13 protein-coding genes are annotated in these 14,460 nt (G+C 70.3%); 5 read left to right on the top strand and 8 right to left on the bottom strand.

Translation table 11 applies throughout. The features are described 5' to 3' along the window. The first annotated feature begins 71 nt into the window (after window positions 1-71). From AV521_RS17515 to AV521_RS17505, 3 genes are all read left to right on the top strand, one after another. The gene (locus AV521_RS17515; protein WP_076089394.1) at window positions 72-701 is read left to right on the top strand and encodes a TetR/AcrR family transcriptional regulator; all 630 of its coding nucleotides are present in this window, start codon (window positions 72-74) and stop codon (window positions 699-701) included. Between the two features lie 270 nt (window positions 702-971). Next, complete coding sequence (locus AV521_RS17510; RefSeq protein ID WP_371917045.1) at window positions 972-1,940, top strand: endonuclease/exonuclease/phosphatase family protein; 969 nt, start codon at window positions 972-974, stop codon at window positions 1,938-1,940. A gap of 95 nt (window positions 1,941-2,035) precedes the next feature. Then, complete coding sequence (locus tag AV521_RS17505; RefSeq protein ID WP_076089392.1) at window positions 2,036-3,256, top strand: MFS transporter; 1,221 nt, start codon at window positions 2,036-2,038, stop codon at window positions 3,254-3,256. 2 nt (window positions 3,257-3,258) lie between these two features. On the opposite strand, the gene AV521_RS17500 is transcribed toward AV521_RS17505, so the two are convergent. From AV521_RS17500 to AV521_RS17480, 5 genes are all read right to left on the bottom strand, one after another. Continuing rightward, window positions 3,259-3,726 carry a hypothetical protein gene (locus AV521_RS17500; protein ID WP_256725596.1) on the bottom strand — a complete coding sequence of 156 codons (468 nt, stop codon included), beginning with the start codon at window positions 3,724-3,726 and terminating at the stop codon, window positions 3,259-3,261. A gap of 383 nt (window positions 3,727-4,109) precedes the next feature. Further along, a complete protein-coding gene (locus AV521_RS17495) occupies window positions 4,110-4,601 on the bottom strand; it encodes a hypothetical protein (RefSeq protein ID WP_076089390.1) in 492 nt (163 codons plus the stop codon). A gap of 465 nt (window positions 4,602-5,066) precedes the next feature. Beyond that, window positions 5,067-7,013, bottom strand: coding sequence for a protease pro-enzyme activation domain-containing protein (locus AV521_RS17490; RefSeq protein WP_076089388.1), 1,947 nt, complete (start codon window positions 7,011-7,013; stop codon window positions 5,067-5,069). 233 nt (window positions 7,014-7,246) lie between these two features. Then, window positions 7,247-7,879 (bottom strand): DUF305 domain-containing protein, encoded by a 633-nt coding sequence (locus AV521_RS17485; protein ID WP_076089386.1) that lies wholly within the window; start codon window positions 7,877-7,879, stop codon window positions 7,247-7,249. Next, window positions 7,879-8,553, bottom strand: a complete 675-nt coding sequence (locus AV521_RS17480; RefSeq protein ID WP_076089384.1) for a DUF3105 domain-containing protein — start codon at window positions 8,551-8,553, stop codon at window positions 7,879-7,881. Before AV521_RS17480 ends, AV521_RS17485 begins: the two co-directional genes overlap by 1 nt. Before the next feature lie 195 nt (window positions 8,554-8,748). On the opposite strand from AV521_RS17480, the gene AV521_RS17475 reads away from it, so the two are divergent. Next, the gene (locus AV521_RS17475; RefSeq protein WP_076089382.1) at window positions 8,749-9,192 is read left to right on the top strand and encodes an Rrf2 family transcriptional regulator; all 444 of its coding nucleotides are present in this window, start codon (window positions 8,749-8,751) and stop codon (window positions 9,190-9,192) included. A 93-nt stretch (window positions 9,193-9,285) separates the two neighbouring features. Here AV521_RS17475 and AV521_RS17470 read toward each other — a convergent pair whose 3' ends face one another. Next, the gene (locus tag AV521_RS17470) at window positions 9,286-10,476 is read right to left on the bottom strand and encodes a globin domain-containing protein (RefSeq protein WP_076089380.1); all 1,191 of its coding nucleotides are present in this window, start codon (window positions 10,474-10,476) and stop codon (window positions 9,286-9,288) included. Window positions 10,477-10,783: 307 nt separating this feature from the next. Here AV521_RS17470 and glnA point away from each other — a divergent pair, with 307 nt between their 5' ends. Further along, complete coding sequence (gene glnA / locus AV521_RS17465) at window positions 10,784-12,145, top strand: type I glutamate--ammonia ligase (RefSeq protein ID WP_023551265.1); 1,362 nt, start codon at window positions 10,784-10,786, stop codon at window positions 12,143-12,145. Between the two features lie 379 nt (window positions 12,146-12,524). On the opposite strand, the gene AV521_RS17460 is transcribed toward glnA, so the two are convergent. Both AV521_RS17460 and AV521_RS17455 read right to left on the bottom strand, forming a co-directional pair. Continuing rightward, window positions 12,525-13,979 (bottom strand): MFS transporter, encoded by a 1,455-nt coding sequence (locus AV521_RS17460; protein WP_079249284.1) that lies wholly within the window; start codon window positions 13,977-13,979, stop codon window positions 12,525-12,527. 180 nt (window positions 13,980-14,159) lie between these two features. Further along, a complete protein-coding gene (locus AV521_RS17455) occupies window positions 14,160-14,459 on the bottom strand; it encodes a hypothetical protein (RefSeq protein WP_076089378.1) in 300 nt (99 codons plus the stop codon). Between the last annotated feature and the right edge of the window lies 1 nt (window position 14,460).

Here is a 14,460-nt window from a genome sequence, read left to right as displayed (position 1 = left end):
GCACGGGCTTTCACGGGGGAAGGAGGCGGCTGCGGGACAATGCCCGCAGCACAGGGAGAGGACGGATCGACGTGAGCCTTGCCGGCAGCCGGCCGCGACCGGACGGGCCCGTGCGGGGACGCCCCCGCAGCGAGGCCGCGGAACGGGCCATCCTGGAAGGCGTGATGAAGCTCCTGGAGGACGGCGTACCACTCGCCGAACTCTCCATGGAGCGCGTGGCGCGCACGGCCGGCGTCGGCAAGGCCACCATCTACCGCCGCTGGCGCGGCAAGGAAGAGCTGTTCGTCGACGTCGTACGCGCCGCGGAGCCCCCCGACCCCGAACTTCCCGGCACCTGTCTGCGCGACGACCTCGTCGTGCTGCTGGAGTCCCTGCGCCGCCGCGGCCTCGCCAGCCGCTCCTCGGCGATCCTGCACAACGTGTACGCGCAGATGAAGTCCAGCCCCAGGATCTGGTCGGAGTACCACGCCACCGTCGTCGCACCCCGTCGCGCCCTCGCCATGGAGGTGCTGCGCCGGGCGCGCGAGAACGGCGAACTGCGGCCGGACGTCGACCTGGAACTGGCCAACGACATGTTCGTCGGCCCCATGCTGGTGCGCGCCATCATGCGCCCCGACGCCGAGCTGCCCGAGGGGCTGGCGGAGGAGATCGTCGACCGGGTCCTGGACGGCCTACGGCCTGTCAGCTCGACAGCCTCGTAGCACTCATGTGCGCGTTTTGTCACAGCCCCCCGCGTTTCTGGGGCAGCTGGAACTCGCCGCCTCGCCCCGTTCGTCCTCGTCTTCCGTACGGCCGTCATGGGACGGCGGGTCCGGAGCCGATCATCCCCTAGGGTCGGAAGAACACACGGGGGAACGACGGTGTGCACGGCAGGCAGTGAGGCAGACGGTATGGCGCAGCAGGCGTACATGACGGAGACGGCGGACGGCGGCTCGGGGCCCGAGCGACCGGGATCCCGGCTTCGGCGCCTGATGCGTCGGCTCTTCTCAGGATGGCGTGGCGATCCACGCATCTGGCGCCGCGGCATCGTCCTCGCGGTGCTGGCCCTGCTCCTCGCCCTGGTGATGCTGCTGCACTCGCACATCTCGAACAAGGTGGGCAACCTCGGCAGCCTGACGGAGACGTTTCTGCCCTGGCTGGGCCTCGCCGTCCCGGTGCTGCTGCTGCTCGGCCTGATCCGGAAGTCGGCGACCGCGCTGATCGCCGTACTCCTCCCGGCGATCGTGTGGCTGAACCTCTTCGGCGGGCTGCTCACCGACAAGTCGGGCTCGGGCGGCGACCTGATGGTGGCGACGCACAACGTCAACGCGGAGAACCCCGACCCCCCGGCGACCGCCCGCTCCGTGGCCTCCTCCGGTGCCGAGATCCTGGCCCTGGAGGAGGTCCCCGGCAGCGAGGTGCCCGTGTACGAGAAGGCGCTCGCGCCGACGTACCAGCACCACGCGGTCGTCGGCACGGTCGGCCTGTGGAGCAAGTACCCGATGACCGACGTGCAGGCCGTCGACATCAAGCTGGGCTGGGAGCGTGCGATGCGTGCCACCGTGTCGACGCCCAAGGGGCAGGTCGCGGTGTACGTCGCCCACATGCCCTCGGTCCGGGTGAAGGTGGAGGCCGGCTTCACCGCCCGGCAGCGCGACACCAGCGCCGACGCGCTCGGCGAGGCCATCGCCGAGGAGCCGCTGAAGCGGGTGGTCCTGCTCGGCGATCTGAACGGCACGATGAACGACCGCTCGCTCAACGGGGTCACCTCGCAGATGCGCTCCACGCAGGGTGCGGCGGGCAGTGGCTTCGGGTTCAGCTGGCCGGCGTCGTTCCCGATGGCGCGGATCGACCAGATCATGGTCAGGGGAGTGGAGCCGGAGAGCTCCTGGACGCTGCCGCGCACCGGCAGCGATCACCTTCCGGTGGCCGCCCGTGTGAAGCTGGACACGTCCTCGTAACCGGTGGGAATACTGGGCCTGAGAGACTTTGTTCCGCTGCTGAACTTAAAACGCACGGAACTCCGCTCCCTGACTTCGAAAGGCACAGGCCCTTCATGCCCCTGGCCCTGCTCGCTCTGGCCGTCGGCGCTTTCGGAATAGGTACGACCGAGTTCGTGATGATGGGCCTGCTGCCCGACGTCGCGGACGACCTGCGCATCTCGATCCCCACCGCAGGACACCTGGTCTCGGCGTACGCGCTGGGCGTCGTCATCGGCGCCCCGCTGCTCGCCGCGCTCACGGCCCGTATGTCCCGCCGCACGGTCCTGATCGCCCTGATGGCACTGTTCGTCGCGGGCAACGCCCTGTCGGCGTTCGCCCCCGGCAATGGCTCCCTGCTCGCCGCCCGCTTCCTCAGCGGCCTGCCGCACGGCGCCTTCTTCGGCGTGGGCGCGGTCGTGGCGACGTCGCTGGTCCCGCCGGAGCGCAAGGCCCGCTCGGTGTCGCTGATGTTCCTCGGCCTGACCGTCGCCAACATCGCGGGCGTGCCGGTGGCGACGCTGATGGGCCAGCACCTGGGCTGGCGGTCGACGTTCCTGGCCGTGAGCGCGATCGGCCTGGCCGCGATCGCCTCGCTGGCCCTGCTGATCCCGCAGGACAGGGGGCATGCCGCCGCGCCGGCAGGGCTGCGCGACGAACTGGCCGCGCTGAAGTCCCTGCCGGTGTGGCTGGCCCTCGGTACGACGGTGGCGGGCTTCGGGGCGCTGTTCGCGGCGTACAGCTATGTGACCCCGATGCTGACGGGCACCGCCGGGTACGCCGAGGGCAGCGTCACTCTGCTGCTGGCGCTCTTCGGCGTCGGTGCGACGGCGGGCAACCTGCTGGGCGGCCGCCTGGCGGACCACTCACTGCGGGGGACGCTGTTCGGCGGGCTGGCCTCCCTCGGTACGGTGCTGCTGCTGTTCCCGCTGCTGATGCGGGCGGAGTGGAGTGCGGCGGTGGGCGTGACCCTGCTGGGTATGGCTGCGTTCGTCACGGGTACGCCGCTCCAGTTGATGGTGATGGAGAAGGCAGCCGGAGCCCCCTCCCTGGCCTCCTCCGCCAACCAGGCCGCCTTCAATCTGGCGAATGCCGGCGGCGCCTGGATCGGCGGACTGGCCCTCGCGGCGCACTTCGGTACGACCTCGCCCGCGCTGGCGGGTGCGATGCTCGCCGTGCTGGGGCTTGGTGTGGCGGCGGTGGCGTACGCCGTCGACCGGCGTCGGACCCCGTCGGTGGGGCGGGAGAGGTTGGTCGCCTCCCACCTGCCCGAGGAGCCGGCGGCGCTGCGCCACTGATGTCAGCTGCTGTGGGCCCAGCCTGCGGGTAGCACGCGTGAGCCGTTGCCGCCGGGTGTTGGGCGGAATCTGCGGCTGAAGTCCAGGGGGATGTCCAGGGCCAGGAAGTTCTTTCCGTTCCCTGTCCGTGCGCGCAGCCGGATCCGGTGCTGGGCCACGGGCACCGTCTCGGGAAGCCGGAGGTGCCACACCTGCTTCCACGGCCCGGCGGGCAGCCTCGGGTCACCCTGCAGTCTCGCGCCCATGCGCGCCAGCAGATCGGGCAGCCGGTAGCTCCTGTCCAGCATCTTCACCGGACCGAACTTCATGATCACATTGCAGGTGACCCGGGTCAGATCGACGGCTTCCTTGAGGAGGCCGCCCATCTCCCAGCGGACCTGGTGCCCGAGCCACGGCAATGCGGGAGTCAATGTGATGTCGAAGATGTCCAGGACATAGGTGTCGTCGCTCGCGTCCTCCACCAGGCGCATACTCACCTCGCTCACCCCGCGGTGTCGCGGATACGGATGTTGCCACCGGGGCACGTGCACGGCCCGGCGGCGACCATCACGCCATGCACGCCGCCGGACTGCCGCTCGCGCCCTTCGTCACCCGCTCGGGCGTGGGGAAACGCCGGCAGAAGGCCGGCGGCCATGCCACGGGGGGCATACGCCAACGGGAGGTGTTCGGGCGGACATCACCGGGCGGATCGGCCGGTGAAGGCAAGGACGGCTGCCGGGACACCGGGCTGCGGTGCCTGGCGTCCGGGTCGGGCAGGGTGTGCACGGCGCGAGGGTGTCGGACAATGGTCGGGACCGGAGCCCCGGCCCGATTCCGGCGGGCCGGGGCTCCACATCGTGCAGCCGACTCAGGATCAGTCCTCGTGGTGGCGAACCACGCGGAAGCTGGCGATCACTCCGTTTTCGACCTCGATGCCCTCGGGCGGGCAGGCGCGCACGCCGAAGCTGTCGCTGTGGGGTCCGACGGTGGCGATGGGACCGCCGTTGTCGCAGACCGCGCCGCGGAACACCTCGACGGTCTTGTGGCTGTCGTTGCGGATGTTGAGGGTCTTGGCGCCCAGGCCGCTGACGACGGTGATGCAGTCGCCAGGGTGGGAGGAGTAGGAGCGCTCGTTGATCTGGATGCGGCCTTCCCGGCCTTCCCGGCCGCCCCGGCCTTCCTCCTCGCGGCCACCCTCGTTGCCCTTGCTCTGCGTGCCGCCGTCCCGGGGCGCGCTGGCGGCAGCCATCGGAGCTGCGGCAGGCGCCGGGTCGGAGGCGGCAGAAGCGTAGGTGATGCCTGTCGCGACAAGAGCTGCGGCTGCGCCTACGGCAGCCGCCACCATGTTCGTACGGGCGAGATTCATGTCTTTCTCCTGTCTTGTGTCTCAGATGCCAGCTCGTCAGCCGGCTCGAGATCAAAAGTACTTAGAGATGTCATATCGGCAATATCGGAAGATTGCTGACATGGTGCCGTTTGGGGTATCTCTGGCCCGGATCGGCGCGTCGACAGAAGGTCAAGTCACCATAGAAAATGTGGGATTGACATACTATTAGGCCTTTAGGGTGATCTCCTGACTCCCGCTCACCCACTCGTGCTGGCGTGTCGGTGCACGCGTGGCGAGGTGAGGCGTGCTAAATGGCGCGCGGACCGGGGTCGGTCACCTCGATGCAGGTGCGGCCGTGAGCCGCCGACGTGGTCGATGACGTCCGCCGGTAACTCCGTTGTGCGGGGCCGGACTTCGAAGCCGCAGAACGCGAAAGGGGCGTGAGGTCGGCAAGACCCCACGCCCCTCCGCTCAGCGCGTCAGCGCGTCAGTTGTGTCAGCGGCTCAGTGCTTCTTCGCCGCGTACGACTGGACGTAACCGTCCGCGGGCGAGCCCACGCCCGTCACGTCGTCGTAGCCCTTCGTCGCGGACAGCGAGCTGTCCTTGCCGAGGCTGCGGACCGAGTACAGCAGGCCGCCCTTGGCGTCCAGGCCGTTGGCGAAGTCCACGCGGGCGACCGCCAGGCCGGAGCCCGTCGGGTTGTCCGTGACGTCGTGGAAGACGCCCTTCTTGCCGTACTTGGCGTAGATCGTCGGGTTGGCGAAGCCGATCGCGTTTCCGCCGCCCGCCTCCTGGGCCAGCGCCTGGACCGCCGCGATCACCGGAGCGGCGAGCGAGGTGCCGCCGATGCGGTACTCGCTGTACTGCTGCGATCCGTCCGGGAAGGTCTGGGTCTGGCCGACCAGGAAGCCGGTGTTCGGGTCGGCGATGGCCGCGATGTCCGGGACGACGCGGTTGCCGGAGGCGCTGTTGGCCTGCGCCAGCGCGTCCGGGACCACGCCCTTCTGGTAGTACGGCTCGGCGACCGTCTTGCTGGTGCCGCCGCCCGCGCCCGAGGTGAAGGCGCCGGGGAAGTTCGTCCAGCTCTTGCCGTCGGCCGACAGGGTCGCCTTCTCGGTGCCCCAGCCGGTCTCCCACTGGTACGTGTCGCCCTTGCCGACCGCCAGCGACGTACCGCCGACCGCGGTCACCCATGCCGAGTTGGCCGGGGTGTCGACCTGCTTGGTCTTGGTGTGGGCGACCTCGTCGCCGTTGTCACCGGAGGAGAAGTAGAAGCCGATGCCCTGCACCGCGCCCAGCTGGAAGACCTGGTCGTAGGCGGCCGCGAGGTCCGGGGTCTGGCTGGCCTCGACGTCGCCCCAGGAGTTGGAGACGATGTCGGCCAGGTGGTTGTCGACGACCTTGCTGAGGGAGGCCAGCAGGTCGTCGTCGTAGCAGGAGGCCGCGCCGACGTAGGTGACGTCGGCGTTGGGCGCGACGGCGTGCACGGCCTCGACGTCCAGGGTCTCCTCGCCGTACCAGCCGGCCGCCTTGCACTCGCTGATCCTGGTGTAGGCGGCCGGCAGCGACTGGTGCAGCTGGCTGGTCCTCCAGGCCTGGTCGCCGTTCTTCACCGCGTACGTGCCGGCGTCGAAGGCGAGGGTCGGCGAGGCGTAGGCGTCGGTGATGGCGATGCGGACGCCCTTGCCGGTGTACTTGCCGGCGCCGTAGGCGGCGCGCAGCTGCTTGCCGGTGTAGCCCTTGATCGCGTACGGGACCTTCTGGCCGTACGCGTCCGGCAGCGTGCTCGCGATCTTCGAACCGTAGTACGAGGAGAACGGCCCGGCGTTCTTGAACACGGCGTCCGGCGGCGGCAGCGTGTCGTCGTGGTTCGCCATGTGCGGGGCGTTGTCCAGGCCGGTGACGGTCAGGACGGCGTCCTTCAGGCCGGCCGGCACGGAGGCCGTCTGCGCGGGGGCGCGGTAAGTGGCCGATCCCTTGGCGTAGTTGTGCAGCTGGGTGCCGAACGCCTTCTCGGCGGCGGCCACGTCACCGGAGACGGCGACGTAGTGCTGGGTGACCTCGGTGACCTTCAGACCGGCCGACGTCAGCCAGGACTTGACGGCGGTCACCTGGGCCTTGGTGGCCCCGAAGCGGGCCTGCGCCTTCTTGGCGCTCAGGTACTTGCCGTACAGCGGCGAGCTGGGGTCGGACACGGCCTTGGCGTAGGCGGCGAGTCCGGCCGCGTCCTTGCCGGCCAGGTAGACCCGGGCGTTGACCTGGGCGCTGTTCGAGGTCGCGCCCTTGTCCGCCTTGGCCGTGGCCCAGAGAGGCTTGGTGCCCTTCAGTGCGTCACGAGCGGGGCTGTCCGCGGCGTGCGCCGCGGGTATGCCCAGCGCCAGCGCGCCTGCGACCATGGGCAGTGTCGCTGCCAGGCTCACGGCGCGCAGTTTGGCGCGGTTGGATCTCATAGAACCCCCTGCGATGCGGTTCGCATGCATGTAGTGGTCGGTACGTCATGCGTCCATGCGACGGCCCGCGGCGGTTCGGCCGGTCGGGTGGATCACATGATGGGGGTCACTCTTTCGATGAACCGTTCATGCCAGGGGAATGGAAAGGTCAAGAGAGACTCAAGCAACCGTCAGCTGGGGCGATTTGGGCCGTTTATCCTTACGGCTGTGTTACGGATGAGGTTGCCCCCTGTTCAAGAACGCGGTTTCGCTCCCCGCTCCTTGAGCATCTGGGCCATCATCTGAAGCTCCGACTGCTGCGCGTCGACCATGCCCTGCGCGAGCCGCTTCTCCACATCGACGGTGCACTTGGCCACACAGCCCTCGGCCATGTGGATGCCGCCCTTGTGATGGTCCGTCATCAGCTGCAGATAGAGGACCTCGGCCTGCTTGCCGTCCAGCGACCGGAGCTTGTTCAGCTCGGTGTTCGTCGCCATACCCGGCATCAGCGAGCCGTCCCCGCGCTCGGGCATGTCGCCCATGCCCATCCAGGCCATCGGCGGCTTCGCCGACACCTTCGGCAGCCCCCACAGATCCAGCCAGCCCAGCAGCATGCCGCGCTGGTTGGCCTGCGTCTGCGCGATGTCGTAGGCGAGGCGCCGCACTTCCTCGTTCTTCGTGTGGTCCCGCACGATGTACGACATCTCGACGGCCTGCTGGTGGTGCACGGCCATGTCCCGCGCGAATCCGGCGTCCGCCGACTCCGCGCCCGGCGTCCTCGGGCCCGCGTCCCCGGAGTCCTCGGCGACCGCATAGGTGACCGCGCCGGCCGCGACGAGTACCGCCGCCGCGGCCCCCGCGATCCAGCCGATGTGCCGCCGCCTCACTACATCGCCCCGTTGGTGCAGGCGGCGCCCGGCTCGGGTGTCTGCTGCCCCTGCACATAGGCCGCGAAGAACTTGTCCACTTCCGGATCGCTCGCGCTCTTCACCGTCACCTGGTGGCCCCACGCCGACAGGATCAGCGGCGCCGTCTGGTTCGCGTACGGGCTCATCAGCGAGTACGGCGTCTTCTTCACCTTCGCCGCGAGCGCGTCGATGTCGGCCTTGTTCGCCTTGTCGGAGTACGTCACCCAGACCGCGCCGTGCTCCAGCGAGTGCACCGCGTTCTCGTCCTGCAGGGGCTTGGTGTAGACGGTGCCGTTGCAGGTCGCCCAGACCGGGTTGTGGTTGCCGCCGACCGGCGGGTGCATCGGGTACGACACCTTGGCCGTCACATGCGTCCGCGCCAGCTTGCCGGACCAGGTCTGCACGCCGTCCTTGCCGGCGACCCAGTGCCCGGAGTCACCGGAGGAGCCGCCCTTGGTGTCGCTCGCGGTGTCCTTCTTGGCGTCGGACCGGGAGTTCACGAGGACCACACCGCCGACGACGAGGCCGGCGACGACCACCACGCTCGCGGCGATCGTGAGTATGCGGTTGCGGCGCTCGCGCGCCCGCTCGGCGCGGCGCATCTCCTCTATGCGCGCCTTGCGCGCCGCGCTGCTGTTCTTGGCGGAACCCATGAGGTGTCCTTCTGGGTGAAAGAGACGGCAACAGGAAGTGGGGCCCGCTGATCGTAGTAGGGGAGGGGCCGCCTTCCGTAGGGAGGGCACCGCAAAGGAACGACCGGGGTGGTGCGCAAAAAGGGTGAAGGCGGGTGACGGCGTACGGCGGCGGGATAATTTGAACCCGGGATGCGTATTACCTACGCTCGCGGTATGCGGCTCCTGCGCTCCACCGACCTGGCCCTGCGCGTCCTGATGCGACTGGCCGTGGCCACCGACGCCACGCCCACGACCCGCCAGGTCGCGGTGGACATGGACGTGCCCTACACCCATGCCGCGAAGGTCGTCGCCGAACTCCAGCACCTCGGGCTCGTCGACGCCCGGCGCGGCCGCGGCGGCGGCCTCACCCTGACCGAGAAGGGCCGTACGGCGTCGGTGGGCGCGCTGGTGCGGGTTTTCGAGGGCGACGGTGACGTGGTCGAGTGCGAGGGGGCGACCCCGTGCCCCCTGAACTCCGGCTGTCGCCTGCGGGGCGCCCTGCGGCGGGCTCAGGAGGCGTTCTTCGCTTCGCTGGATCCGGTCACGGTCGCGGAGATCGTGGCCGAGCCCACGGGGCCTTTGCTCTTGGGTATCTCTCGGGGGCCGGGGGCGGTATAGGCGCCCAGGGGTGCCGGGACCTGTCGTCCTGCGGCTGCCGCGCCGTCGGGGCTGGTCGTTTCCCCGGGTTCTCGCCCCTCAGGGTGCCGGCGCTCAGCCTTGTGCCAGCCAGAGGTCGGGGCCGAAGACCTCGTAGTGGATGTCGGCCGGGAGCGTGCCCTTCTCGATCAGCCGGGTGCGCAGGGCGCGCATGAAGGGGAGCGGGCCGCACAGGTACGCGTGCGTGCCGGGGCGTACCGGGACGTCGGAGAGATCGACCAGGCCGGTGTGGGTGCCCGGGGCGGCGTCTCGCTCGTAGAAGAAGTGGACGGATGTGTCCGGGAGCTTTTCGGCGTACGTCTCGTGGTCGGTGCGCAGGGCGTGGTCGGCGGGGGAGCGGTCGCCGTGGAGGACGGTGACCGGGCCGCGGTGGCCGGTCGCCGCGAGGTCGGCCAACATCGCGATCACCGGGGTCACGCCGATGCCCGCGGAGGCGAGCAGCAGGGGCGTGTCCGGGCCGGCGGAGTCCAGGACCAGGTCGCCGTACGGTTCGGACAGTTCGAGGCGGTCGCCGACGCGCACGCGCGCGTGGAGGTGGTTCGAGACCTCGCCGTCGGGCGTCACGGCGTCGCCCCGCACCCGCTTGACGCTGAACTGCCGTACCGCCTCGCCCGGCGCCCCGGACAGGCTGTACTGGCGTATCTGCCGGGCTCCGTCGGGCAGGGGCACGCGCACGGAGACGTACTGGCCGGCCCGGAAGTCCCGCACCGCCCCGCCGTCGGCCGGGCGCAGCCGGAGGGAGACGACGTCCGCGGTCTCCGTGACCCGTTCGACGACCTCCCACTCCCGCAGGCCCCGGCCGCCGCTCTCCTCGTGGAGCCGCTTCTCGATGGCGATGAGCGCGTTCGCCATCAGCCAGTAGACCTCGTCCCAGGCGGCGGCGACCTCGGGCGTGACGGCGTCGCCGAGAACCTCGGCGATGGCGGCGAAGAGGTGCTCGTGGACGACGGCGTACTGCCCGGGCGCGACGCCGAGCGAGGCGTGCTTGTGGGCGATACGGCCGAGGAGGGCGTCGGGCCGGGTGTCCGGGTGGTCCAGCAGATGCGTGGCGAAGGCGGCGATGGAGCCCGCGAGGGCCTGCTTCTGGGCGCCGGAGGCCTGGTTGCCGCGGTTGAACAGGTCCCGCAGCAGTTCGGGGTGGGCGGCGAAGAGACGCGCGTAGAAGCGCTCGGTGATCTCGCCGATGGCCGCGCCGACGGCGGGAAGGGTGGCGCGGACGGTGGCTGCGGACGGCTCGGACAGCATCGGGACTCCTCACGACTCGACTGAGCGGCACGCTATGAAAACTTGCATCTGAGATGCAAATTAAAGGAACGTGGTTTCGCTCACTCGTCGCATGGGTTCGGCCATTACGGATGTCAGTCCGAGCAGGCAAGATGGGCGACAGAGCAGTACACCTGCCGTATGAGAGGCGTTCAGGCCGAGGACGCTCGGGCGATCAAGGTCCGCAACGCGCACGAAATGGTGTTGTGGTGTGATGCTCAGGTGCCCGACCGCCGTCCGGTGGTACCCGGGAAAGGCGGCCTGACCAGCAAGGATGGGGAAGCGGAAGATGGACAAGCAGCAGGAGTTCGTGCTCCGGACCTTGGAGGAGCGCGACATCCGGTTCGTACGCCTGTGGTTCACGGACGTGCTGGGCTTCCTCAAGTCCGTCGCCGTGGCCCCCGCCGAACTGGAGCAGGCCTTCGACGAGGGCATCGGCTTCGACGGCTCCGCCATCGAGGGCTTCGCCCGGGTGTACGAGTCCGACATGATCGCCAAGCCGGACCCCTCCACCTTCCAGGTCCTGCCGTGGCGCGCGGAGACCCCGGGCACGGCCCGGATGTTCTGCGACATCCTCATGCCGGACGGCTCCCCGTCCTTCGCGGACCCGCGCTACGTCCTGAAGCGTGCCCTGGCCCGCACCTCCGACCTGGGCTTCACCTTCTACACCCACCCCGAGATCGAGTTCTTCCTGCTGAAGGACCGCCCGCTGGACGGCTCCCGTCCCACCCCGGCCGACAACTCGGGCTACTTCGACCACACGCCCACCAACGTCGGCATGGACTTCCGCCGCCAGGCGATCACCATGCTGGAGTCGATGGGCATCTCGGTGGAGTTCTCCCACCACGAGGGCGCCCCGGGCCAGCAGGAGATCGACCTCCGCTACGCCGACGCGCTGTCGACGGCCGACAACATCATGACGTTCCGCCTGGTCATGAAGCAGGTCGCGCTGGAGCAGGGCGTCCAGGCGACCTTCATGCCGAAGCCCTTCTCGGAGCACCCCGGCAGCGGCATGCACACCCACCTCTCCCTCTTCGAGGGCGACCGCAACGCGTTCTACGAGTCGGGCGCGGAATACCAGCTCTCCAAGGTCGGCCGCTCCTTCATCGCGGGCCTGCTCAAGCACGCGGCGGAGATCTCGGCGGTCACCAACCAGTGGGTGAACTCCTACAAGCGCATCTGGGGCGGCTCCGAGCGCACCGCGGGCGCCGGCGGCGAGGCCCCGTCGTACATCTGCTGGGGCCACAACAACCGCAGCGCCCTGGTCCGCGTCCCGATGTACAAGCCCGGCAAGACCGGCTCCGCGCGCGTCGAGGTCCGCTCCATCGACTCCGGAGCCAACCCGTACCTGGCCTACGCCCTCCTGCTGGCCGCCGGCCTGAAGGGCATCGAGGAGGGCTACGAGCTCCCGCCGGGCGCCGAGGACGACGTCTGGGCCCTCTCCGACGCCGAGCGCCGCGCGATGGGCATCGAACCCCTCCCGCAGAACCTCGGCGAGGCCCTCGCCCTGATGGAACGCAGCGACCTGGTCGCCGAGACCCTCGGCGAGCACGTCTTCGACTTCTTCCTGCGCAACAAGCAGGCGGAGTGGCACGAGTACCGCTCGGAGGTCACGGCGTTCGAGCTGCGGAAGAACCTGCCGGTGCTGTAGGCGGGGCGGGAGCTGCTCGGTCCGTGAGGAGGACCGGACCGGCCCGTGGACAACGGGCCGGTCGTGCTCCCGGCTCGGCGAATCCGGCCGTCCGTGCTGATCGGCGGCCTGCCGGAGACGCAGGCGAACCGGCTCGCCGCCTTCGCCAACCCCGGCTGGAGATGCTGCGCTGCCGCGCCTGACGGCCGGCCCTCCGCCGGCTGATCGCTCCCGCTACCGGTCGTTCCGGTCCTTCCCGGGGGCCGGCTGGGCGGCGGTCGCCGTCGTCCGTTCGTTGTGGGCGTGCAAGACGCGCGCCCCCTGCTCGTCGTCGGCGGCGAGTTCGGTGGCCGTCCACGCCGGCGCGGTCGCGGCGTCCAGCAGGGCCGACCCTGCGGCCTCAGGCCTCGGCCCGGGCCACGGCGCCAGCGGTGTCGTCGGCGCCGGGTCGCGGGACCCGGAAGACGACAACGCCGCCGAGTACCAGCAGGACACCGCAGATCAGCCACACCGTCTGATAGGCCCCTTCCGAGGGAGCCGCCCCGCCCGCCGTCGTCCGCGCCGCGAGCACCGCGGCGAAGACGGCACCGGCGATGCTGCCGCCGATGTTGCGGGAGACCTGGTAGATCCCGCCGGCGATACCGGTGTCGTCCTTCGGCGCCGCGCGGACGAGCACCGCCGGCAGCCCCGCGATGACGGCGCCGACACCGACGCCCGTGACGACGTTGGCGGCCACCACCTCCCACACCTCGGCATGCGCCCAGGTCAGCAGGAGATAGCCGACGGCGGCGAGACCGAAGCCCGCGGCGATCGCGCGGGGCCCGCCGGCGCGGCGGGCGGCCGAGGTGTAGACGTTGGCCCCGGCGAACTGGGAGACACCCACCGGCAGCGTCACCAGCGCCACGCCGAGAGTGGCGTACCCGAAGCCGTATCCGAGGTGCGGGTCGGCGGCGGTGAACGTGGCGAGCGCGGACTGGGTGCCGAACAGAGCCGCGCCGACCGTGACCGCCGCCGCGTAGAGCGGGAGCACGTCCCGGCGCACGGTGAACCGCAGATCCACCATCGGCCGTGCGCACCGCAGTTCCGCCACCGCCCACAGCCCGAGAAGTACGACCGCCCCCGTCATCAGCGCGGCGAACGCCGGGGACGTCCACCCCAGCCGCCCGCCCTGGGAGAGCCCGACGAGCAGTGCGCCGAGACCGAGGGTGAGCAGCACCGCGCCCCGGACGTCCGCGTGCTCCCGAGCGCGGTTGACGGATTCGGGCACCAGGAACCCCACGACCGGCAGACAGACCAGGGTGAGCACGGCCGGCACCGCCAGGACGATCCGCGGATCCGGGTTGATCCGGGCCACCAGCCCGGCGAGGAGCGTGCCCAGGGAGACACCGAGGGTCAGTCCTCCGGTGAGCCTGGCGATCGCGGCGGCGACGCGCTCGCGGGGCAGCCGGTCCCGGACGATGGCGAACTCCAGCGGCAGCCACACCGCCAGCAGCCCTTCGAGGGCCCGGCCGGCCAGCAGGACGGGGTAGTCGGGGGCGAGGGCGACCAGCACGGTGCCGACGGCGACGCAGACCAGGGTCACCCACAGCAGCCGCCGGTGTCCGTACATGTCACCGAGTCGCGCCAGCGCCGGGACGCATACCGCCGAGGACAGCAGCTGGCAGATGTTCACCCAGTTCAGACCGGCCGGATCGACTCCGAGCCGCTCGCCCAGCACGGGCAGCATCGGCGAGATGGAGCCCTGGACGACACCGCTGCTGATCTCCACGTACACCAGCAGGGCGACCAGGAGTCCGGCGGTCGGGACGGGGGAGCGGCTCGACGACCCTGTCTCGTCCCCGGCAGTGTTCGGCACGGCTTCTCCTGGTCGAGTGAAGCACCGCCCGCCCGTCCTGTGCGGCTCCGGAGATGCGGATGGCGTCCCATTGTCCCGGCACCGCAGCTCACCGCACGGACGGAATCCCGCCTTCCTCAGACCGGCCCTTCCTCAGACCGGCCCTTCCTCAGACCGGCCCTTCCTCGGCCCGGTGGGCCGTCACCCCGCGTCGGCTTCGGAGTTGGTCTCCTGGAACTGCTGTACGTGACCACGCTGGGGCTGGGGCTGGGGCTGTACACGACCGTCGTGGTCGCGGTTGTTGCAGGCGTCGTACACCGGCTGGCTGGTCCCCGGCACGACGAAGGGAACCAGCCCGAGGGCCTGCTGGCAGATCTTGTTGCCGGACAGGGTCCGGCCGGCGATGTTGATGCGGCCGTGGTCGCCGTCGTGGGCGTGGGCCGGAGCGGCGAGCCCGAGACCGGCAGCGGTGAGCGCGGCGAGAGCGGTGATCTTCTTCATA

Source organism: Streptomyces sp. IMTB 2501, from assembly GCF_001953885.1.
GTDB lineage: Bacteria > Actinomycetota > Actinomycetes > Streptomycetales > Streptomycetaceae > Streptomyces.
This window is presented reverse-complemented; position numbering and strand designations above follow the sequence as displayed.

Coding starts and splice junctions, on each gene's coding strand:
- AV521_RS17510 (WP_371917045.1), top strand. CDS start 972: ATGCGTCGGCTCTTCTCAGGATGGCGTGGCGATCCACGCATCTGGCGC.
- AV521_RS17505 (WP_076089392.1), top strand. CDS start 2,036: ATGCCCCTGGCCCTGCTCGCTCTGGCCGTCGGCGCTTTCGGAATAGGT.
- AV521_RS17500 (WP_256725596.1), bottom strand. CDS start 3,726: ATGCGCCTGGTGGAGGACGCGAGCGACGACACCTATGTCCTGGACATC.
- AV521_RS17495 (WP_076089390.1), bottom strand. CDS start 4,601: ATGAATCTCGCCCGTACGAACATGGTGGCGGCTGCCGTAGGCGCAGCC.
- AV521_RS17490 (WP_076089388.1), bottom strand. CDS start 7,013: ATGAGATCCAACCGCGCCAAACTGCGCGCCGTGAGCCTGGCAGCGACA.
- AV521_RS17480 (WP_076089384.1), bottom strand. CDS start 8,553: ATGGGTTCCGCCAAGAACAGCAGCGCGGCGCGCAAGGCGCGCATAGAG.
- AV521_RS17475 (WP_076089382.1), top strand. CDS start 8,749: ATGCGGCTCCTGCGCTCCACCGACCTGGCCCTGCGCGTCCTGATGCGA.
- AV521_RS17470 (WP_076089380.1), bottom strand. CDS start 10,476: ATGCTGTCCGAGCCGTCCGCAGCCACCGTCCGCGCCACCCTTCCCGCC.
- glnA (WP_023551265.1), top strand. CDS start 10,784: ATGGACAAGCAGCAGGAGTTCGTGCTCCGGACCTTGGAGGAGCGCGAC.
- AV521_RS17455 (WP_076089378.1), bottom strand. CDS start 14,459: ATGAAGAAGATCACCGCTCTCGCCGCGCTCACCGCTGCCGGTCTCGGG.